Origin of the sequence: Plantactinospora sp. CA-294935, assembly GCF_050936445.1 — a bacterium.
In the GTDB taxonomy this organism is placed as follows: Bacteria; Actinomycetota; Actinomycetes; order Mycobacteriales; family Micromonosporaceae; genus Plantactinospora.
Map to the genome: position 1 here is coordinate 6,468,282 of NZ_JBNJMU010000001.1, position 19,762 is coordinate 6,488,043.

The 19,762-nt window shown below is 72.1% G+C and carries 18 protein-coding genes and 1 pseudogene; 7 read left to right on the plus strand and 12 right to left on the minus strand.

Translation table 11 applies throughout. The annotated features are described in order from the left end of the window. The first annotated feature begins 113 nt into the window (after nucleotides 1-113). Together cpt and ACQEVC_RS28470 are read left to right on the plus strand one after the other, a co-directional pair. A complete protein-coding gene (gene cpt, locus ACQEVC_RS28465) occupies nucleotides 114-647 on the plus strand; it encodes a chloramphenicol phosphotransferase CPT (protein ID WP_432883401.1) in 534 nt (177 codons plus the stop codon). 59 nt (nucleotides 648-706) lie between these two features. After that, a complete protein-coding gene (locus tag ACQEVC_RS28470; RefSeq protein WP_432883404.1) occupies nucleotides 707-1,603 on the plus strand; it encodes a LysR family transcriptional regulator in 897 nt (298 codons plus the stop codon). A gap of 527 nt (nucleotides 1,604-2,130) precedes the next feature. Here ACQEVC_RS28470 and ACQEVC_RS28475 read toward each other — a convergent pair. The 4 genes from ACQEVC_RS28475 to ACQEVC_RS28490 are packed head-to-tail and all read right to left on the minus strand — an operon-like array spanning nucleotide 2,131 to nucleotide 7,241. Then, nucleotides 2,131-3,528 carry an XdhC family protein gene (locus tag ACQEVC_RS28475; RefSeq protein ID WP_432883406.1) on the minus strand — a complete coding sequence of 466 codons (1,398 nt, stop codon included), beginning with the start codon at nucleotides 3,526-3,528 and terminating at the stop codon, nucleotides 2,131-2,133. A 40-nt stretch (nucleotides 3,529-3,568) separates the two neighbouring features. Beyond that, the gene (locus tag ACQEVC_RS28480) at nucleotides 3,569-5,767 is read right to left on the minus strand and encodes a xanthine dehydrogenase family protein molybdopterin-binding subunit (RefSeq protein ID WP_432883409.1); all 2,199 of its coding nucleotides are present in this window, start codon (nucleotides 5,765-5,767) and stop codon (nucleotides 3,569-3,571) included. Next, nucleotides 5,764-6,747, minus strand: coding sequence for an FAD binding domain-containing protein (locus ACQEVC_RS28485; protein WP_432883412.1), 984 nt, complete (start codon nucleotides 6,745-6,747; stop codon nucleotides 5,764-5,766). The genes ACQEVC_RS28480 and ACQEVC_RS28485 overlap by 4 nt, the downstream gene beginning before the upstream one ends. Next, nucleotides 6,744-7,241 (minus strand): (2Fe-2S)-binding protein, encoded by a 498-nt coding sequence (locus ACQEVC_RS28490; RefSeq protein WP_432891738.1) that lies wholly within the window; start codon nucleotides 7,239-7,241, stop codon nucleotides 6,744-6,746. The genes ACQEVC_RS28485 and ACQEVC_RS28490 overlap by 4 nt, the downstream gene beginning before the upstream one ends. Nucleotides 7,242-7,968: 727 nt before the next feature. On the opposite strand from ACQEVC_RS28490, the pseudogene ACQEVC_RS28495 reads away from it, so the two are divergent. After that, nucleotides 7,969-8,673 (plus strand): annotated as a pseudogene (locus tag ACQEVC_RS28495) (AfsR/SARP family transcriptional regulator); the annotation flags it as partial. 287 nt (nucleotides 8,674-8,960) lie between these two features. Here the strand turns inward: ACQEVC_RS28495 and ACQEVC_RS28500 are convergent. Continuing rightward, on the minus strand, nucleotides 8,961-9,761 hold the full coding sequence (locus ACQEVC_RS28500) for a TetR/AcrR family transcriptional regulator (RefSeq protein WP_432883415.1): 801 nt from the start codon (nucleotides 9,759-9,761) through the stop codon (nucleotides 8,961-8,963). 86 nt (nucleotides 9,762-9,847) lie between these two features. Here ACQEVC_RS28500 and ACQEVC_RS28505 point away from each other — a divergent pair, with 86 nt between their 5' ends. Together ACQEVC_RS28505 and ACQEVC_RS28510 are read left to right on the plus strand one after the other, a co-directional pair. Further along, complete coding sequence (locus ACQEVC_RS28505) at nucleotides 9,848-10,858, plus strand: ATP-binding cassette domain-containing protein (RefSeq protein WP_432883418.1); 1,011 nt, start codon at nucleotides 9,848-9,850, stop codon at nucleotides 10,856-10,858. Next, complete coding sequence (locus tag ACQEVC_RS28510) at nucleotides 10,855-11,697, plus strand: ABC transporter permease (RefSeq protein ID WP_432883420.1); 843 nt, start codon at nucleotides 10,855-10,857, stop codon at nucleotides 11,695-11,697. The genes ACQEVC_RS28505 and ACQEVC_RS28510 overlap by 4 nt, the downstream gene beginning before the upstream one ends. A 58-nt stretch (nucleotides 11,698-11,755) precedes the next feature. Here ACQEVC_RS28510 and ACQEVC_RS28515 read toward each other — a convergent pair whose 3' ends face one another. Further along, the gene (locus ACQEVC_RS28515) at nucleotides 11,756-12,103 is read right to left on the minus strand and encodes a nitroreductase family deazaflavin-dependent oxidoreductase (protein ID WP_432883423.1); all 348 of its coding nucleotides are present in this window, start codon (nucleotides 12,101-12,103) and stop codon (nucleotides 11,756-11,758) included. A gap of 227 nt (nucleotides 12,104-12,330) precedes the next feature. On the opposite strand from ACQEVC_RS28515, the gene ACQEVC_RS28520 reads away from it, so the two are divergent. Together ACQEVC_RS28520 and ACQEVC_RS28525 are read left to right on the plus strand one after the other, a co-directional pair. Then, entirely contained in the window at nucleotides 12,331-12,945 is a 615-nt protein-coding gene (locus ACQEVC_RS28520; protein WP_432883425.1) for a TetR/AcrR family transcriptional regulator, read from the plus strand. Between the two features lie 285 nt (nucleotides 12,946-13,230). Further along, entirely contained in the window at nucleotides 13,231-13,638 is a 408-nt protein-coding gene (locus tag ACQEVC_RS28525; protein ID WP_432883428.1) for a GntR family transcriptional regulator, read from the plus strand. 39 nt (nucleotides 13,639-13,677) lie between these two features. Here ACQEVC_RS28525 and ACQEVC_RS28530 read toward each other — a convergent pair whose 3' ends face one another. The 6 genes from ACQEVC_RS28530 to ACQEVC_RS28555 all read right to left on the minus strand — a co-directional run bounded on the left by ACQEVC_RS28530 (nucleotide 13,678) and on the right by ACQEVC_RS28555 (nucleotide 19,759). After that, on the minus strand, nucleotides 13,678-14,406 hold the full coding sequence (locus ACQEVC_RS28530; RefSeq protein ID WP_432883431.1) for a GntR family transcriptional regulator: 729 nt from the start codon (nucleotides 14,404-14,406) through the stop codon (nucleotides 13,678-13,680). A 98-nt stretch (nucleotides 14,407-14,504) separates the two neighbouring features. Then, the gene (locus ACQEVC_RS28535; RefSeq protein WP_432883433.1) at nucleotides 14,505-15,707 is read right to left on the minus strand and encodes a dipeptidase; all 1,203 of its coding nucleotides are present in this window, start codon (nucleotides 15,705-15,707) and stop codon (nucleotides 14,505-14,507) included. Nucleotides 15,708-15,740: 33 nt separating this feature from the next. Next, complete coding sequence (locus ACQEVC_RS28540) at nucleotides 15,741-16,733, minus strand: ABC transporter ATP-binding protein (protein ID WP_432883436.1); 993 nt, start codon at nucleotides 16,731-16,733, stop codon at nucleotides 15,741-15,743. Then, nucleotides 16,720-17,718, minus strand: a complete 999-nt coding sequence (locus ACQEVC_RS28545) for an ABC transporter ATP-binding protein (RefSeq protein ID WP_432883438.1) — start codon at nucleotides 17,716-17,718, stop codon at nucleotides 16,720-16,722. The genes ACQEVC_RS28540 and ACQEVC_RS28545 overlap by 14 nt, the downstream gene beginning before the upstream one ends. Next, nucleotides 17,718-18,587 (minus strand): alpha/beta fold hydrolase, encoded by an 870-nt coding sequence (locus tag ACQEVC_RS28550; protein WP_432883441.1) that lies wholly within the window; start codon nucleotides 18,585-18,587, stop codon nucleotides 17,718-17,720. The genes ACQEVC_RS28545 and ACQEVC_RS28550 overlap by 1 nt, the downstream gene beginning before the upstream one ends. Continuing rightward, nucleotides 18,584-19,759, minus strand: coding sequence for a M24 family metallopeptidase (locus ACQEVC_RS28555; RefSeq protein ID WP_432883444.1), 1,176 nt, complete (start codon nucleotides 19,757-19,759; stop codon nucleotides 18,584-18,586). The genes ACQEVC_RS28550 and ACQEVC_RS28555 overlap by 4 nt, the downstream gene beginning before the upstream one ends. Nucleotides 19,760-19,762: the final 3 nt, after the last annotated feature.

A 19,762-nucleotide genomic window follows, 5' to 3' on the forward strand; every position in this document is an offset into this window, starting at 1 on the left:
ACCCGGGCCGGTCGCCGGGAGCGGTAACCGCCGTCGGTGCTGACGATGCACGGATTCGGCCGGCCTGGTATTCCGTTTCTCGGCGCTACGGGAAGCGGACCTATTGTGACGTGGTGACAACTCAGGTGATCGTGCTGAATGGCGGATCGAGCTCGGGTAAGTCGGGAATCGCCCGGTGCCTGCAGGCGGTTCTACCAGATCCGTGGCTTGCCATCGGGGTCGACACGCTGATCGATGCGATACCCGCATCCATGCAGACCACGGATGCGGGCATCGAGTTCACTCCGGATGGCGGGGTGAAGGTCGGGCCGGAGTTCCGGTTGCTTCAGACCGCGTGGATGGAGGGAGTCGCGGCGATGGTCCGGGCCGGCGCCCGGGTCATCCTCGACGAGGTTTTCCTCGGCGGAGGGGGATCGCAGCAGCTCTGGCAGAAGGTTCTCGCCGGACTGGACGTGTTCTGGGTCGGCGTCCGGTGCGAGGCTCCGGTCGCCGCGGGCCGTGAGGTCGCCCGGGGAGACCGGGTCCGGGGAATGGCAGTGTCGCAGGCGGAGATGGTCCACCAGGGCGTCGTATACGACCTGGAGGTGGACACTACGCATACCGAGTCCCTGGCGTGTGCGCGGACCATCGCCGCACGGCTCAGGTGATCTGAGCCGGACAGCCGGTGTGAGCATGCCCGGCGAGGTCGCCGAGATACCTTACGGCAATGCCGATCGAACTGCGCCTCATCCGGTACGTGATCGCGGTTGCCGAGGCGGGCGGCTTCGAGGCTGCCGCTGAGCGACTGCACATGACCCAACCGCCGCTGAGCCGCCAGATCCGGGAGCTGGAGCGGCAGCTCGGCGTCGACCTGTTCCATCGCCGGCCCACCCGGTTGACCGAGGCGGGCCGGGTCTTCGTCGAATCCGCCCGCGAACTCCTGATCGAGGCCGAGCGGACCGTGGAGCGGACCCGCCGCGCAGGCCGGGCCGAGGGTGGGCAGGTACGCGTCGGTTACACCGTGACCACGGCCTTTGAGGAGATGCCGAAGCTGTTCGCCGCGATGCGTGACCGGCACCCGGGGATCCGGCTCGACGCGTGGGAGGCGTGGGACGTCGATCTCAGCACCGCGCTGCACGAGGGCGAACTCGACGTCGTGCTGGGCCGGCATCTCCCCGTGCCGACCACGTACCAGCGGACCCGACTGCGCCCCGATCCGTACGCCGTCGTGGTCGGCGCCGGGCATCGACTCGCACGGCGACGTACGGTCGCGCTCAGCGATCTCCGCGGGGAGACCCTGCTCTTCTTCCCGCGTCGGCTCGCGCCGCACTACCACGACACCGTGCTGGCCGCGCTGCGCAGCAGCGGCGAGACCTTCGACGTCTGGGAGAACCCGCTGCCGGGCCTGCGTAACCTCAACCTCAACCTGCGCGACCAGGGGTTCATGTTTCTGCCCTGGTCGCTCGGGCGGCAACTGCCCAACGGGGTTGCCTGCCTCTCCACCGCCGACGAGTTGCCGACGATCGACCTTGAGATCGCCTGGCGACGGCACCCGTCACCGCCGGTACGTGCACTGGTCGACACCGCCCGTCAGCTCGCCCGCCGGGAACGCTGGACGTCCTGAGCGGTCCGTTGCCCGGGGCGGTGATCGTCCATCCCACCGTGGCCGGAGATCAGGGCCAGGGTGCCGTCCGGCCGCTCGCCCCGTACTGGGTCACCGACGAGGCGCTGGGTCGCCGCGCAGGCGCACCGTCCGGACGTGATCGCGCTGCCGTTACGAGGCCTGCCGGCGGCCGAGAGCGCCCTGGTCTGGACGACGCTCCAGCAGAAACGGTTGGTGCCGACGCCGGTCACTCCGTCTCCGACGACGATGGCCGGCGGTGAACACCGACACCACCGCCGGCGTGCCGTGTTCCGGGAGCGGGGGAAGGGGCCGACAGCGGCGGATCAGCCGGACCTGCACCGGGAGGGTGCGGCGCGGCCCGACCCGGCGAACGCCTTCGGCGGGCGGCTGCGACGATCACCTCGGGACATGGCCGACGGGCTCGGCTACGTCCCGGCAGCATCCGGTGTACCGATGGATGCCCGGTGTCCCGCTGATCTCGTCGGGGTCCGGGAAGACCGACGGATCCGCCCCGCGTCGGTGGCGGGTCAGGTGGTGCTGGCGGGTTGGCGGTGGATGGGGCCGGTGCCGAGGCTGAGCCGGCCGGTCGTACCACCCCGGGCCAGCGCGATGATCTCGGCCGCGATGCTGACCGCGGTCTCCTCCGGGGTCCGGGCGCCCAGGTCCAGGCCGGTCGGGGCGGCGAGCCGGGCCAGCGACTCGGCCGGTACCCCCGCAGCCCGCAGCCGGCGTAGCCGGTCGGCCTGGGTCCGGCGCGAACCGAGTGCGCCGAGGTAGGACAGCGGCAGCCGCAGGGCAACCTCCAGCAGCGGTACGTCGAACTTCGCGTCGTGGGTCAGCACGCACACCGCCGTCCGGTCGTCGATCCGGCCGGCCGCCGCCTCCGCCTCGAGATACCGGTGCGGCCAGGCCACCACGACCTCGTCCGCGTCGGGGAACCGCGCCTCGGTCGCGAACAGCGGGCGGGCGTCGCAGACGGTCACCCGGTAGCCCAGGAACGCGCCGATCCGGGACACCGCGGCGGCGAAGTCGATCGCGCCGAAGACCAGCATCCGGGGTGGCGGGGCGAAGCTGGACACGAAGACCCGCCAGCTCTCGCCGTCCGGCCCGGTGCGGTACCGGCCGTCCGGCGAGTAGTCCAGCAGCCGACTGTCGCCCTCGGCGAGCAGCGCCCGTGCGTCGGCGAGCACGGACCGGTCCAGCGTCGTGGCGCCGAGCGTGCCCGAGTGCCGGTCCGGCCAGACCACCAACCGTCGTGCCGGCGCCGGGCCGAGCGCCGGCTCCGCCGACTCCGCCGACTCGGAGCTGGCCGACCGGGCCGGCGTTCCGCCCCCGGTCGCACCGGCCGGCCGGTCGACAGGCGTTCCGCCCCCGGTCGCGCCGACCGGCCCGCCGGTAGTCGTTGCGTCGCCGGTCGCACCGGCCGGCCGGTCGACAGGCGTTCCGCCCCCGGTCGCGCCGACCGGCCCGCCGGTAGTCGTTGCGTCGCCGGTCGCCCCGGCCGGCCCGCCGACAGGTGTTTTCGACCGGGGGACTGCGACGCAGGTGGCGATGGCGACCGGCCGGCCGGCGCCGACGTCCCGGGCCACCTCGCCCAGTTCGGGAAACGACACCGGATCCACCCGCTCGACGAAGACGTCCAGGTCGCCGCCGCAGGTCAGGCCGATCGCCAGTGCGTCGTCGTCGGCCACGCCGTACCGCTGGAGCAACGGCCGGCCGGTCCGCACCGCCTCGGCGGCAAGTTCGTACACCGCCGCCTCCACGCAACCGCCGGAGACGCTGCCGACCGCCGAGCCGTCCGGACCGACCAGCAGGGCGGCGCCGGGCAGCCGGGGCGCCGACCGCCAGGCACCGACCACGGTGGCCAGCCCGACCGGCTCTCCCCGGCGCCACCAGCCGGCCAGCTCCGTCAGTACCTCCCGCACGACGTCACCACCGTCCGCCGGGTCACCACCGTCCGCCGGGTCACCGCCACCCGGCAAGCACCTTGTCCGGGGTGATCGGGAACTCCCGTACCCGATGCCCGGTGGCGTGGTAGACGGCGTTGGCGATGGCCGCGCTGGCGCCGGTCGCGGTCACCTCGCCCAGGCCCCGGGCGCCCAGTTCGTTCGCCTCCGGCGCCGGCTTGTCCACGAAGACCACGTCGATGTCCGGCACGTCGGCCTCCACCGGCACCAGATAACCGGCCAGGTTCGCGGTGACGATCCGGCCGTGCCGGCGGTCGACCAGGGTGTGCTCGGTCAGCGCCGCGCCGATCGCCCAGACCGCGCCGCCGAGTGCCTGGCTGCGGGCGGTCGCCGGGTTCAGCACCCGGCCCGCGTCCACGGCACAGACGAGCCGGGTCACCCGGACCTCGCCGGTCACGCCGCTGACCTGTACCTCGGCGAAGGCGGCCCCGTACGACGGCCCGGCGTTGTCGCTGAGATCCGCGCCGCCGGACGCCTCCACCGAGGCGCCGTGCCGGCTCAGTACCTGCCGGTAGCTCTCGCCGCGCCCCGGGTTCTCCCGCAGGAACAGCCGCCCGTCCACCGTCACCACCTCGTCCGGTGCGGCGCCGTGCAGCGGGGACCGTGGGTCGGCGACGGCGAGCCCGACCACCTTGTCCCGGGTGGCCCGGGCGGCGGCCCGGACCGCCATCCCGACCGTGGTGGCGGTCGCCGACCCGCTCGACGACGGGGCGGGCGGGAACCGGGTGTCACCGAGCACGGCCCGTACGTCTCCCGGCCGCACACCCAGCCCGTCCGCCGCCACCTGCACCATGATGGTGTACGTGCCGGTGCCGATGTCCTGGGTGCCGCAGGTCACCCGGACCCGGCCGTCGGTGCTGATCCGCACCGTGGCCTGTGCCACCCCTGGATGCCAGTTGTGCTGCGCCCCGGCCATCCCCCAGCCCACCAGCAGTTCGCCCCGGCGCATGCTGCCCGGTGCCGGCCGGCGGCGGGGCCAGCCGAACCGTTCGGCACCGAGCGCGTAGCACTCGCGGAGGAACCTGCTCTGCGGGCGGTCCGGTGCGCTCGGGTCGACGTCGCTGTAGTTGCGCAGCCGCAGCGCGACCGGGTCCATGTCCAGCGCCTGGCTCAGCTCGTCGAGCGCCATCTCCAGCGCCTCGTTGGTCGGCCCGGACGGTGGCCGGGTGGCGATCGTCGTACCCAGGTCCACCTCGACGACCTGGCTCGCGATCTCCAGGTGGGGGACCGCGTAGACCGACTGGGTCGCGGAGATCGGATTGAACTGGATGATGTCCGACCGCGAGGTGTGCGAGGTGACGTGGTGGGTGATCGCGGTCAGCCGACCGTCCCGGGCGGCGCCGACCTGGAGCCGTTGCACGGACGCGGGCCGGTGGCCGCAGCTCGTGTACTGCTGGGCCCGGGACAGCACCAGCTTCACCGGCCGGCCGACCTGCTTGGCGACGGCGGCGGTCAGGTAGGTGTGCGGCCAGACGAAGCCCTTGCACCCGAATCCGCCGCCGAGAAACGGCGTGACCACCCGCACCCGCTCCAGGGGCATTCCGAGCATCCGTGCGACGGCGTCCTGGGTGAATCCGATCGACTGGGTCGACTCGTAGAGGGTCAGGTCGTCGCCGTTCCAGACGGCCAGGGTGGCGGACGGCTCGATCGGGTTGTGATGGTTGATCGAGGTGCGGTACTCCACCTCGACCCGGACCGCGGCGTCGGCCAGCCCGGCCGCCGGGTCACCCCGGCGCATCTGTAGCGCGCCGGGGGTGCCCTCCGCTGGCGTGTACGCCCGGGACAGGTTCTCCACCAGCCCGATCGTGGGCTGCTCGGCGTCGTAGTCGACCCGTACCAGCCCGGCGGCCCGGGTCGCCTGTTCGAAGCTCTCGGCCACCACGACGGCGACCTGCTGGCCGCCGTGCCGGATCTCGGTGCCCTGCATCGGCACCAGCGTCTGCGCGTGCGGCACCCAGCTCGGCGACTGCTGCGCGAACCGGGGCAGGTTCTCGTGCGTGTAGACGCCGAGTACGCCCGGCGCGGCCAGGGCGGCGGCGCTGTCGATCCGGCGGATCCGCCCCCGGGCGATGGTGCTGGTCACCAGCACCCCGTACGCGAGGTCGGGGATCGGCTGGTCGGCGGCGTACCGGGCCTGACCGGTGACCTTGGCCCAGCCGTCGACCCGGTGCAGCGGCTCTCCGACGTACTGTCTCACTTCCCGCCTCCGAGTTCATCGAGCACGCCGGCCAGCGTGCGGGACACCAGATCGAGCTTGAACGCGTTCTGTTCCCGGGGCACGGCGCCCCGGACCGCGGCCGCCCCGGCCGCCGCGATCGCCGCCTCGGTCAGCCGTCCGCCGCGCAACACGTCCTCGGCCTCCCGGGCCCGCCACGGCCGGGGAGCGACACCGCCCAGCGCGATCCGTACGTCCCGGACCGTCCTGCCGCGCAACTCCACCGCGACCGCGACGGAGACCAGGGCGAACTCGAACGACGCGCGGTCGCGCACCTTCCGGTAGCGCGAGCGGGCGGCCATCGGCGTGGCCGGCACCTCCACCGCCACCACCAACTCGCCGTGGTCGAGCACCGTCTCCCGGTGCGGCGTGTCGCCGGGCAGCCGGTGGAACGTCTCGATCGGCAGCCGCCGCGCACCGGCCGGACCCTCGGTCAGCACCGTGGCGTCCAGCGCGGTGAGCGCCACCGCCAGGTCGGAGGGGTGCACCCGGATGCACCGCTCGCTTCCGCCGAGGATGGCGTGCCAGCGGTTCTCGCCGGCCAGCGCCGGGCAACCGCTGCCGGGTACCCGGGCGTTGCAGGGCAGCGCGGTGTCCCGGTAGTACCAGCAGCGGGTGCGTTGCAGCAGGTTCCCGCCGATGCTGGCCATGTTGCGCACCTGTCCGGAGGCGGAGGCGAGCAGCGCCGCCGAGACCACCGGCAGCCGGTGCCGCACTCCGGCGTCGCGGGCCACCTCGGCCATCCGGGCCAGGGCGCCGATCCGGACCCGGCCCGGCCGCCATTCGATGCCGCGTTCCGCGACCCGGTTCACGTCCACCACCAGCCCGGGTACGTGCACACCGTCGCGCATCAGATTGGTCAGCTCGGTGCCGCCGGCCACGAACGCGGTGTCCGGTGCGGCGCTGGCCAGCGCGACGGCCTCGGCCGGGGTGGTCGCCCGGACGTACCGGATCTCGTTCATCGCCGCTCCCCGTCCCGCTCGTCGGTTTCGTCGCCCGGTCCGCCGCGCCCGTGCGCCACGTCCCGGATCGCGGCGACGATGTTCGGGTACGCGCTGCACCGGCAGAGGTTGCCGCTCATGCCCTCGCGGATCTCGGCGTCGCTGGGACGACTCCGTTCCCGCAGCATGCCGATGGCCGACATGATCTGGCCCGGCGTGCAGAACCCGCACTGGAACGCGTCCCGCCGGATGAAGGCGGCCTGCATCGGGTGCGGGGTGTCCCCGTCGGCCAGTCCCTCGACGGTGGTGATCTCGGCTTCGTCCTGCATCACCGCGAGGGTGAGGCAGGACTTGGCGCGCTGACCGTCGAGCAGCACGGTGCAGGCGCCGCACTCGCCGTGGTCGCAGCCCTTCTTGGTGCCGGTGAGGTGCAGCCGCTCCCGCAGCGCGTCGAGCAGGCTCACCCGGGGCTCCACCGCGAGGCGGTGGTCGGCGCCGTTGACCCGCAACGTGATCTCCACCGGGTCGGGCCCGACGACCGCCGGTCGGCCGGCCTCGACCGCCGGTACCGTCGCGGTCGGCGCAACCGTCGCGGCGGCGCCGGTCCCGTCGACCGCCGCTCCGACGGCGGCGCCGAGCGCCGCGCCGCCGCCACCGGCCAGCACCCGACGCCTGGTCAGCTGGCCATCCGGTCCATCCGGTCCATCCGGCACGGCATCCTCCTTGTCCTCGGCGACCGTGACCTCTCCGCCGTGATCGCCGATCGATGCACGGGAGACTAGGAGAGGCACGGTGCGGGCGTATTGCACGAAATTGCGGGTCTACGGTGTCGGCACGGCGTCCGGGTCGGATCCGCCGTGCGTTGCGGTCGCCCGTGCGCTGCCGCCCCGGCAGGTGGGGGATGCGATCGGGGACCGGCGCCCCGAAGGTACGGAGTTGCGGTTAAAGGTCGGCTAACGCGCCGGCGGCTCGGCCGGGCGGGTCGCGTCGTTCGGGGCGAGGACCCGGCTCAACAGCCCCACCAGGGTTTCCCGCTCGGCGGGCGACGGGGTTCCGTGCGCCGGTGACGACCGGACCGGTACGCCGAAGAGCCGGCATACCCGTGCGGTATGTCCCCGGTCCTTGTCGGTCCTTGCCGGCCGGGGGTGATCAACGGCCTAATGGCAGGGGCGGGTCGGCGCCGTCCGCGCGGGTGCCCACCCGAGTGGGCAACTCGGAGTCGACGGCCGGACGGGGGATCAGATGGTAGGCGGAGCGGTGTTTCGGCTCCTGGGCCCGGTCACGCTCGTCCATGGTGGACGTACGGTGGACCTGGGGCCGGCGAAGCAGCGTGCCGTGCTGGCGGCCCTCGCGCTCGCACCGAACTCGCTGATCTCCACCGAGCGGTTGATCGAGATGGTGTGGGGTGATGCCGCCCCCGCCGCCGCGCGCAAGGCCGTCCAGGTCTACGTGTCGCACCTGCGACGCATCCTGCCGGCCGGCCAGCTGGTCAGCCGTAAGCCGGGTTACCTGCTGGCCGTGCCACCGGAGGCGGTCGACCTGCACAGGTTCCGGGCGTTGGTCGCCCAGGCCCGCAATGCCGACGCCGGGCGCGCCCGCTCGCTGCTGGCATCGGCCGCACAGCTTTGGCGGGGCGAGCCGTTCGACGGGCTCGGCGACGTCCCAGCGTTGGCGAACATGGCGGCGGGACTGCTGGAGGAGCGGCTGTCGGTCACCGAATGGCGCCTGGGTCTGGAGGTCGAACAGGGGCGGGCCGCCGAGGTGATCGCCCAGTTGCGCGCCCTGGTCGTCGCACACCCGCTGCGTGAGCCACTGCACGTCCTGTTGATGCTGGCGCTGCTGCGCGCCGGTCGGGCCAGCGAGGCTCTCGTCGCCTACGGCGACCTCAGGGCAGTGCTCGCCGAGGAACTGGGCATCGGGCCCGGACCGAAGGCGACCGCGCTGCACCTGCGGATCCTGCGCTCTGAGAGCGGCCGAACCCCGACGGAGTTCGCTCCGGGAGCGGTGGAGGAGGTTCGGGCCGCCGACCCGGTGGCGGCGATCGACCCACCCGTCGTGTCGGCCGAACTGCCGTGCGACCTCGTCGACGCGGTGCGAAATCCCTCCCTCTGGCCGCACTGTCACTACCACCTCGGGTGCGCCCACGCCGGGCTCGGCGACGACCGGCTCGCGGAGGAGCAGAGTCCGCAACGGCAGAGCCGACCTATGCCGGCCGACCGGCGCGCCGGGCGGTGTCATGAGCAGCCGGCGGCTCCATCGTCCTCGGTCGGATCGGAGGCCGGGGCCGAGCGGCGGGCGGCGAACAGTGCGGCGAAGCCGTCGAGTAGGCAGTGCAGGCCGAATTCGAAGGTCTCGTCCCAGCCGGTGTCGAACGCGTCCGCGCTGAGTGCGGCCATCGCCGGGTAGTTTCCGGAGGCCATGGCCCGCTCCAGTACCGGGAGGTGCTGGCTCCAGAACTCCTCGTCGCCGACGCCGCTCTCCTCGGCCGCGGCGTCGTACAGGATCCGGTGCCGGGCGTAGCCGGTGACGAAGCCGTCGAGTGTGATCATCACACCGATCCGCTCCTGGCTGGTGAGGCCGAGACCGGTCAGCGCGGCGACGACGATCTCGGCCCCGGCGAGGCTGTTCGGGCCCATCACCGGCCGGGTCCAGTTGACCTGGAGCAGCCAGGGGTGTGCCAGGTGCAGCCGGTAGGAGTCGTGGGCCACCGCCGTCAGCAGTTCCCGCCAGCCCTTCTCCGCGGCCCGGACCGCCTCGTCGCCGGGCCCGCTGACCCTGTCCAGCATCAGCGCGAGGAGTTCCGCCTTGCCGGGGACGTACCGGTACAGCGTCATCGTGCCGACCCCGAGTTCGGCGGCCACCCGTCGCATGGAGATGGCGGCGGTGCCCTCCCGGTCGGCGGCCGCGATCGCCGCGTCGACGATCTTGTCCAGGGTCAGGGTCGGTTTCGGTCCACGGGCGGGGCGTTCGCCGGTGCCCCAGAGTAGTTCGATGCTGCGTCGCAACTGCTCGGTGGGGGTGAACTCGCTCGTCATGGTGCCGTCAGCCTACAATTCGGTTGTGATCTGGGTACAGCGTACGCTAATCTCCGTACACCGTACCCAGTCTAGGGAGGGTTCCCTTGCCCACTTCTGACTACGTCGTCTTCACCGAGGGATTGCAGAAGCGATATCGCGACACCCAGGCACTGGCCGGGCTCGACCTCGCGGTGCCGCGCGGTCTGGTCTACGGCCTGCTCGGCCCCAACGGCGCCGGCAAGACCACCGCCGTGCGCATCCTGTGCACGCTGCTCCGGCCGGACGGCGGGCGCGCCGAGGTCGCCGGCTACGACGTACGGACCCAGCCCCGCCTGGTACGCCGCCGCATCGGCCTGACCGGGCAGAACACCGCGGTCGACGACAACATCAGTGCCCGGCAGAACCTGGTGATGTTCGGTCGCCTGTTCCACATCGGCGCGGCCGCCGCCCGGCAACGGGCTCAGGAACTGCTGGAGCAGTTCGGCCTCTCGCACGCGGCGGACAAGACGCCGAAGAAGTTCTCGGGTGGGATGCGACGCCGGCTCGACCTCGCATCCAGCATGATCCTCGCCCCTGACGTGCTGTTTCTCGACGAGCCCACCACCGGACTGGATCCGGCCGGGCGACGCGAGGTGTGGCAGGCGGTGGGAGAGCTGGCCTCGCGCGGCACCACGGTGGTGCTCACCACCCACTACCTCGACGAGGCGGACCGGCTCTGTGACCGGATCGGGGTCATCGACCACGGCAGGAACCTCGTCGAGGACACCCCGAGCGGGTTGAAGCGCCGGATCGGCAACGAACGGCTCGAGGTCGTCGCGGCCGAACCGGCCGACCTGCCGACGATCGGCGCGCTCGTGGACAAGGTCGCGGCCACCGGGCGTACGGCCACGGTGGACGACGCGGTACTGGCGGTCAGCGTCCCGGTCGACAACGGTGTGGCCGCGCTGACCGAGGTGGCCTCCGAGCTGCGCCAGCGGGGCATCGCCGTGGCCGACCTGGGGCTGCGGCGCCCCACCCTGGACGAGGCCTTCCTGCACCTGACTCAAGAACGCCGGGATGCCGGCGCGCACACCGACGAGATGCGTCCGACCGCACACCTGGAGGCCACCAGATGACGACGATCCACCTCGCGCCGGACCCCAGTGACACCCTCGGCAGCCGGATCAAGTGGGCGGTCGTCGACTGCTGGACCATCCTGATCCAGGAGATGGCGCATCTCGTCCGGCAGCCCTCCAACTTCGCCTGGCAGCTCGGCTTTCCGATCGTCATGGTGCTGATGTTCGTCTACGTCTTCGGCAGCGCCATGGACGTCTCGGGGCAGGGTGCCGGCGCCGGCTACCTGGAGTTCGCCATGCCCGGCCTCTTCGCCATGACGATGGCCTTCGGCTTCATGAACACCGCCTTCGCGGTAACCATGATCAAGGAACGGGGCTTCATCGACCGCTTCCGGTCCATGCCGATGGCCTCGTCCGCAGTGGTCACCGGCCGTGGCCTGGCCGACGTCATCCATGCCACGGTGGACCTGGCCATCCTGGTCGTCATCGCGCTGGTCCTCGGCTGGCGCCCCGGCGGCAGCCTCGCCGCGACTCTGACCGCCTTCGCGCTGCTGCTGTGGCTGCGTACGGCCCTCATCTTCGTCGGAATCCAACTCGGGTTGATGCTGAAGAACACCGAGGCGGCCGGGAACCTGTTCGCGCTCGCCTTCCCGTTCGGCATGGTCTCCTCGGTCTTCGCGCCACCGGACCTGATGCCGGGCTGGCTCGGCGCGGTCGCCGCCTGGAATCCGGTCTCCTCCACCGCCGGGGCGATCCGGGAGCTGTTCGAGTCCCCGGCGGTGGCGGGCGGCTACTGGATCGAGGAGCACGCCGTCACCACTGCCGTGCTCTGGCCGGCGGTCATCACCGCGATCTTCCTGCCCCTGGCGGTACGCCAGTACCAGCGACTCAGTCGCTGACCACGAGCGTCGCGGCCGCGTCGTCCTGCCGGCCGGGCTCCGCACGCACGCCGACCGGTCAGCCTGCGACGAGGTCCATCCGGAGGAACTCGGTGATGCGCAGCAGCCTGGGCGGGCGTGCCACGTCGGCGGGGAGGGACTGGAACGCCTCGTCTTCCCCGACGAGGCGTGGGGCGGTGAGTTCCACCTCCCTCCCCGCGACGCGGAGCCGCGCACCGCCGGCCGCCAGTACGTTCCGCACCCAGTCCGAGCGCGATCCGTAAACCAGAATGAACAGGTAGCCGCCGTCGACCGGGTAGGCGTCGAGCGGCGTGCGGTACGTCGCGCCGGAGACGCGACCGAGGTGAGTCAGCACCGGCCACTTCCCGCCCGCGATCGCCCGAGGGTTGAACAGCCGCTTGTTCACCTGCCCCCACCACCTCGGCATCGGCATCGGGATCTCCTCTCGCCCGGAGGGGCACGTCCGTAGGTCGGGGGTTCGTCGCACTTCCGGTGGGGTTCCCACCTCGGCGGACTTACGCTCGTAAGGCTGACTTACATGTGTAAGCTTGTCAACCCGCCCGCACTCCTGGAGCCGTCGTGTCCCCACCATCGCCAGCACCGCCGCCACGGCAACCGCTCAGCCGAGGACGCGTGCTGGACGCCGCCATCCGGGTCGCGGATCGCGGCGGCGTGGCCGCGATCACGATGCGCCGGGTGGCGCAGGAACTGGGCGTGGAGGCGATGTCGCTCTACCACCACGTACCGAACAAGGACGCGATCCTCGACGGCGTGGTCGATGTGGTGTTCGCAGCGATCACGCTACCCAGCGCCGAGTGCGGCGACTGGCGCGCCGCGATCCGCGCCCGCGCCTCCTCCGCGCGTGCGGTCCTGTCGCGGCACAGCTGGGCTCTCGGCCTGATGGACTCCCGTCGCAACCCGGGGCCGGCGACGCTACGCCACCACGACGCCGTGCTCGGCGTCCTCCGGCAGGCGGGGTTCACACTGCCGATGGCCGCGCACGCTGTCTCGCTCATCGACAGCTACGTCAGCGGGTTCGTCCTGCAGGAGGCGAACCTGCCGGTGGCGACGCCGGACGATGTCGAGGATGTGGCCGGCGGCATCCTCGAACGCCTGCCGGCGGGCGAGTTGCCGTACCTCACGGAGATGATCGTCGACCACGGCCTGCGGGCGGGCTACGACCCCGCGCAGGAGTTCGGCTACGGCCTCGACCTGATCCTGGATGCGCTCGAAGCACGCCGGAGGTAGGTCCGGTACTGCTACGACCTAACTAGGCCGGTCGGCGACCGGGTCGCGGTCAGCCCGCCGGCGCTGGGGCGGGCGACGGCGGTGTCCGGCCGCTGACGGCACCGGCGAGCACCCCAGGTCCACCACCGCGCACCGGCGGTGGCGGACCTGGTCCGCCGGTTCGGCTGCCGCCGGTTCGGCTGCCGCCGGTTCGGCTGCCGCCGGTTCGGCTGCCGGCGACGTCGGCACCGTGGCGCGGAACATGGCGTATCGTCCTGCGACAACGGTTGCTACATGAGCGGAGGCATGGTGGGCAGAGGCTCGTCGGGCGCGGCACCGGGGATCGTCATCGACGCGTCGTCGCCGGTGCCGCCGTTCGAGCAGTTGCGTGTGCAGTTCGCCCGGCAGATCCAGGATCACACCCTGGTCGTCGGCACCCGCCTGCCGCCGATCCGCCAGCTCGCCACCGATCTCGGCCTGGCCGCCAACACGGTGGCCAGGACCTACCGGGAGTTGGAGGAGGCGGGACTGATCGAGACCCGGGGCCGGGCCGGTTCCTTCGTGTCGGCAGCCGGTGAGCAGGGGCGCGAACGCGTGCGCCGCGCCGCCGCCGAGTACGCGGCCGTGGTCACCAGCGCCGGCATCGACCCGGACGAGGCTGTCCGGATCGTCCAGGCGGCGTTGAGCACGGGTACGCCGGCCACTGCCGGATGACCCCGTCGCCTACGGCCAACGTGCTGCCGGGGGCGAGGCTCAGGCGCCCCGGGTGATCCGTAGGGTCAGCACGTCGGTCCGGACCGTGATGTGTCCGTGGAAGAGGGCCAGCCCCTCGGCGTTGTAGCCGATCTGGGTGGCGCTGACCAGCGGGTGCCCGATCGGCACCTTGAGCCGCCCGACCGCTGCCTCGTCGGCGAGTACGGCGGCGAACTCGATCTCGGCCCGGCGTACCGGCATGCCGGTGGCGCCGGCCAGGAACTCGAACATGTCCAGGTCGATGCTGACCAGGCCGGACGGGTCGAGTTCGCGGTCGCCGACCCGCAGCGGCAGGTGATCGCGGATCCAGGCCGCCGCGACGCCGTCGACGGCGAAGAGCCGGTCGACCCGCCAGACCGGTGAGCCGACGTCCAGCCCGAGGATCTTGGCGCAGTCGTCCGGGCACTCGGCCCGGCTCACCGCCGCGTCCTGCAACGCCGGCCGGTGCCCGGAGGCGGTGATCCGGTCCCGCAGCGCGGTGACGTCGCCGATCGACACCGGTACCCGTTCGGCCGGCTCGCTGACGAAGGTGCCGACACCCCAGGTCCGGGTCAGCACGCCCTCGGCGGCGAGCTGGCCCAGCACCTCCCGTACGGTGGCCCGGCTGACCGCCAGCCGGTCGGCCAACTCCCGCTCGTTGGGCAGCTTGTCACCGGTCCGGAACTCGCTGCCGATCAGATCGCGCAGTTGGCCCTGCGCGGCCTGTAGCGCGGTCTCGCGCCGAGCCATCAACCCTCACCTCTTCGCTCCGCCGCGCCAGCTACGGCGTACGGAGTGTAGTAGTTGGGCGCCCACCCGAGCGGGTGCACGCCAACCACCCGACGTCGTTACCAGACCTGTTCCAGTACCCGGATGGTGTTGCCACCGATCACCTTGGCGATCTCGTCGTCCGAGTAGTCGTGCTTGACCAGCCAGCCGACGATGTTGCCGAACGCCTCGCCCGGGTTCTCCACCCCGGAGACGTACTCGACCCGGGGGTGCGCGGGCTTGTTGCCCGCGTCCTTGCCGTAGTTGCCGGCGTACACCTTGTGCACCCCGACGTGGTCGCCGAACATCGTGTCCGGGCCGAACGTCACATGGTCGATGCCGACCAGGTCGACACAGTAGGTGAAGTGGTCCATCACCGACTCGAGGGAGTGCTCCAGGTGCGCCTCGGACAGGGTGGTGTGCGGGGCGGCCTCGATCCCGATCACCCCGCCCCGCTCGGCGCAGGCCCGGATCACCTCGTCCGGCTTCATCCGCGAGGTGTTCCACACCGACCGCGCCCCGGCGTGGGTGATGAAGACCGGCACCCGGCTGGCCTCGATGGTGTCCAGGCAGGTCTGGTCGCCGGAGTGTGAGATGTCGATGGCGATGCCGAGCTTGTTCATCCGGTCGACCGCGCGCCGGCCGAAGTGGGTCAGCCCGCCGTCCCGGGCCTCGGACAGCCCACCGCCGAGCATGTTCGCCTGGCTGTACGCGATGCCGAGCTGCCGCACCCCGAAGCCGTACAGGATGTCGATCCGGTCGAGTTCGTTCTCGATCGGGCTGCTGCACTCCAGGCCGGCGACGAGGGCCAGCCGACCGTCCCGCTTCGCCGCCCGGATGCCGTCCAGCGAGGTGGCCAGCGTGACGTAGTCCTGCTGGTAGAGGTCGCTCATCCGCATCCCGAGGGCGTAGACGAGGTCGTTCCACTTCCAGCCGTTTTCGCTGGTCACGCAGGAGGCGCCGGCCATGAAGTTGTCGAAGACGGCGGTCAGGCCGGACCGGGCCAGCCCCTCGTAGCCGGTCCGCTGCCGGGCGGTCCGGTTGTAGGCGCGCAGCTCGGTGACGTCCGCCGGCAGGATCACCGGGTGCTCGTGCAGGGAGATCGCGATGTGCTCGGCGAGCAGGCGCGTGACCCGCTGCCGCTGCGTGTCGGAGAGCCCGAGGTCGTGCTCGGGCACCCGACCGATCTCCGGGGCCAGCTCGAACACCCGGTAGTCGGCATCTGGCTCCAGGTACGAGTAGGACTTGTGGCCCTGGTACCGGGACGCGGGTTCTTGCAGCAACACTTTCTCCTTACGCGACGGAACGGTGCGTGGCTAGGCGGCGGCCAGCGGGTAGTGGCAGGCGACCGCGCGGTCGCCGCCGGCCAGCGGCGGTTCGGTGATGGCACAGGTCTCGGTCGCCTGCCAGCAGCGGGTGCGGAAGCGGCAGCCGGATGGGGGGTCGACCGGGCTGGGCGGATCGCCGCTGAGGAGAATCCGGCTCCGCTCCGCCCGGCCGACCGGCTCGGGGACCGGCACCGCCGACAGCAGTGCCTTGGTGTACGGGTGGGCCGGCGCGTCGTACAGCATCGGCTCGGGGCCGCTCTCCACCAGCTTGCCGAGGTACATCACCGCCACCCGGTCGGAGATGTGCCGGACCACCGACAGGTCGTGCGCGATGAAGACGTACGCCACGCCCAGCTCCCGCTGGAGCCGTTCCAGCAGGTTGACCACCTGGGCCTGGACCGAGACGTCGAGCGCGGAGACCGGCTCGTCGCAGACGATCACGTCGGGTTGCAGGGCCAGTGCCCGGGCGATGCCGATCCGCTGCCGCTGCCCGCCGGAGAACTGGTGCGGATAGCGGTCCAGGTGCACGCTCGGATCGAGCCCGACCAGGTCGAGCAGCTCCTTCACCCGGTCCAGCCGGCGCCTGCGGTCCAGCACGTCCGGGTGGATCTCGAACGGCTGGAACAGGATCTCCCGGATCGTCCGGCGCGGGTTCAGCGAGGTGTACGGGTCCTGGAGCACGATCTGGATCCGCCGGCGCAGCGCCCGCAGGTCCCGCCCCCGGGCGGCGTGCACCACCGCGTCGCCGAAGCGCACCGAGCCTGCGGTCGGCCGCTCCAGCCCGACCAGCATCCGGGCCAGGGTGCTCTTGCCGCAGCCGGACTCGCCGACGATGCCGAGCGTCTCGCCCCGGCGCAGTGTGAAGGAGACCCCGTCGACGGCCTTGACCACCCCGCCGGAGGTGAACGGCAGCCTCCCCTTCACCGGAAAGTGCCGGACCAACTTGTCGACCCGCAGCACCAGCTCGTCATCTGCGGACATGCAGCAACTCCTCCCGGTGGTGGCAGGCGCTGGCGCGGCCCTCGGGCAGCGGCTCCAGCGCCGGCAGCGTGGCCCGGCAGACGTCGTCGGCGCGCGGGCAGCGCAGGTGGAACGGGCACCCGCTGGGCAGCCGGGCCGGGTTCGGCGGTGCGCCGGGGATGGCGTACAGCTCCTCGTCGCGCCGGTCGATCCGGGGCATCGAGGCGAGCAGCCCCTCGGTGTAGGGATGTGCCGGACCGGCGAAGATCTGCTGCACGGTGGCCCGTTCGACGATCCGGCCGGCGTACATCACCGCCACGTCGTCGGCGACCTCGGCCACCACACCCAGGTCGTGGGTGATCAGCAGCAGCGCCATCCCGCTGTCCCGCTGGATCTCCGCGATCAGCTCCATCACCTGCGCCTGCACGGTCACGTCCAGCGCCGTGGTCGGCTCGTCGGCGATCAGCACGTCCGGCTCCAGCGCGATGGCCAGCGCGATCATGATGCGTTGTCGCATCCCGCCGGAGAACTGGTGCGGATAGTCGCGTACCCGGTCCTTCGCGGCCGGGATGTGCACCCGGTCGATCAGCTCGATCGCGCGGCGCCGGGCGGCGGACCGGGAGAGCCCCCGGCGGACCCGGAGCAGTTCGCCGAGCTGCTCGCCGACGGTGTAGACCGGGTTGAGCGCGGCCATCGCGTCCTGGAAGACCATGCCGATCTCCTCGCCGCTGACCCGGTCCCGCTGCTTCGGGGTCAGGGTCAGCAACTCCCGGCCGCGCAGCCGGACCGAGCCGCTGACCCGGGCCGGCGGCACGTCGAGGATCCCCATCACCGCCTGCGCGGTGACGCTCTTGCCGGAGCCGGACTCGCCGAGGATCGCCAACGTCCGGCCGGACTCCAGCGCCAGCGACACCCCGTTGACCGCGTGCACCGCGCCGGCCGACCCGGGGCCGCCGCCCGGCCCGGGGAAGCTGACCCGCAGCTCCTCCACCTCCAGCAGGGCCATTACCGGATCCCGGCCGAGTCGAGGAAGTCCCGCACGGTCCGCTGGAACAGCTCCGGCTCCTCCAGTTGCGGCGAGTGCCCGGAGTGCTCGAAGACCACCAGTTCGGCGTTCGGGATCAGGTCGGCGATCACCTGCGAGGCGGCCACCGGGGTACGCCAGTCGTGCCGGCCGACGGTGACCAGGGTCGGGCAGGTGATCGAGGGAAGCGTCGGCTTGAGGTCGTAGCGCGGCATGTTCTGCCCGAACGCGGCGTTGTGGGTCCGGTAGTGGAACCGGGTCGCGTGCAGCTTCGCGGCGTCCTTGGCCGGGTCGTGCCGGTGGTCGTAGAGCGGCAGGATCGCCTTCCAGTACTCCCGCAGCTCCTCGTTGCCGGCGAACCGGCCGGTGCCGATCCGGTCGATCGCCCACTGCGGGATCACCGTACGGTCGGTGTTCTTCGCCTTCTCGACCGCGAGTTCGTTGTGCCCGTTGTCGGCGGCGGTGTCCCGCAGGATCAGCGCGGCGACCCGGTCCGGATGTGCGACGGCGTATTCGAGGGAGATGAAGCCGCCGTACGAGCCGCCGGCCATCACGATCCGCTCGTAGCCGAAGTACTCCCGGATCGCGTCCACGTCGGCGACCCACTGTGCGTGCGTGAACGGCTCGTCGTCGCTGGACTCGCCGGAGCCGCGTGCGTCGAAGACGATCACCCGGTACCGGTCGGCGAACGGCCCGAACGACCGCTTCGGCTCCGACCGGGAACCCAGCCCGGGCGCGCCGTGGTGCACGATCATCGCCGGCGCGTCAACCGGTCCGAACGCCTCGACGACCAGCTCGGCACCGTTGATCGTCAGCCGGCCGGAAAAGCCGGACGAGTTGTCGACCGTCATCGGACCTCCTCGATGATGTTGGACGCGAGATCGCGCGGATAGCCGGTCAGCCGGCGCGGCCCGGCCTCCTCGACCAGTACGGTGTCGGAGATCCGGTAGCCGGCGTGCCCGGGCACGTAGACGCCGGGCTCGCTGGAGAGCAGCATCCCGGGCTCCAGCACGGTGTGGTCGCCGTCCTCCACCCAGGGCGCCTCGTGGTTCTGCAGGCCGATGCCGTGCCCCTGCCGGTGCCGGATGTAGTCGCCCAGACCGTGCCCGCGCAGCACATCCAGGCAGATCTTGTTCACCTCGGCGCAGGTCCGGCCGGCCCGCATCGCCTCGGTGCCGACCTCCTGCGCCTCCCGGTCCGCCTCGTAGTAGCGCCGCTGCTGCGCGGTCGGCTCGCCGACGACGAAGGTGCGCTCGCTCTCCACGAACCGGCTGGCCACCGCCGCGCCGAGGGAGAGGATCAAGGTGTCGCCGGGCTGGGCCCGCCGCCGGGTCGGCAGGCCGTGCGGCAGCGCCGAGTTCGGGCCGGCGTAGACCAGCCCGCCGGCCAGTTTGGTGGTGTAGACGACGAGGTCGTAGTCGGCGTACATCCGGTCGGTGCCGTACCCGATGACGTGCCGGGCGATCTCGTCCTCGCGGGGGAGTGCGGCGCCCCGGCGCAGCGCGTCCGCGATCAGCTCCCGGCCGGCGGCGAGCATCTGGTCGCAGATCCGTGCCGCCGCCTCGTGGAACGGGATCTCCTCGGGAAACTTGCGCAGCCGCAGCTTCGCCACCGCGTCGGTGGTGACCAGCGTGCTGCCGCCGAGCGCCCGGGACAGCGCCCGGTACGCCCCGATCGACAGCCCCGCGCTCACCCCGATCTGCTTCGCCCGCCGGCCGGCCAGCGCCGTGCCGAGGGTCTGCTCCGCGCTCACCACGCCGGGGAACTCGAAGTAGCTGACCGTTTCGACGCCGACGCCCTGCCCGGCGGCGTACTCCTGGTCGAGGCGGGGGATCACCAGCAGCGGGTCGCCGTCGCGGGGCATCCAGAGGTAGACCGGCCGTTCGGTGGCGATGTAGAAGAACCCGGACAGGAACGCCACGTCGGCGGGAGAGGTGGCCAGGAAACCGTCGAGGCCGCGTACGTCGAGCGCGTCGGCGAGTCGGGCCCGGACGGACGAGTAGAAACTGTCGGGCAGACGCACGGG

Coding starts and splice junctions, on each gene's coding strand:
- ACQEVC_RS28540 (WP_432883436.1), bottom strand. CDS start 16,733: ATGTCCGCAGATGACGAGCTGGTGCTGCGGGTCGACAAGTTGGTCCGG.
- ACQEVC_RS28485 (WP_432883412.1), bottom strand. CDS start 6,747: ATGAACGAGATCCGGTACGTCCGGGCGACCACCCCGGCCGAGGCCGTC.
- ACQEVC_RS28470 (WP_432883404.1), top strand. CDS start 707: ATGCCGATCGAACTGCGCCTCATCCGGTACGTGATCGCGGTTGCCGAG.
- ACQEVC_RS28545 (WP_432883438.1), bottom strand. CDS start 17,718: ATGGCCCTGCTGGAGGTGGAGGAGCTGCGGGTCAGCTTCCCCGGGCCG.
- ACQEVC_RS28500 (WP_432883415.1), bottom strand. CDS start 9,761: ATGACGAGCGAGTTCACCCCCACCGAGCAGTTGCGACGCAGCATCGAA.
- ACQEVC_RS28550 (WP_432883441.1), bottom strand. CDS start 18,587: ATGACGGTCGACAACTCGTCCGGCTTTTCCGGCCGGCTGACGATCAAC.
- ACQEVC_RS28525 (WP_432883428.1), top strand. CDS start 13,231: ATGGTGGGCAGAGGCTCGTCGGGCGCGGCACCGGGGATCGTCATCGAC.
- ACQEVC_RS28530 (WP_432883431.1), bottom strand. CDS start 14,406: ATGGCTCGGCGCGAGACCGCGCTACAGGCCGCGCAGGGCCAACTGCGC.
- ACQEVC_RS28510 (WP_432883420.1), top strand. CDS start 10,855: ATGACGACGATCCACCTCGCGCCGGACCCCAGTGACACCCTCGGCAGC.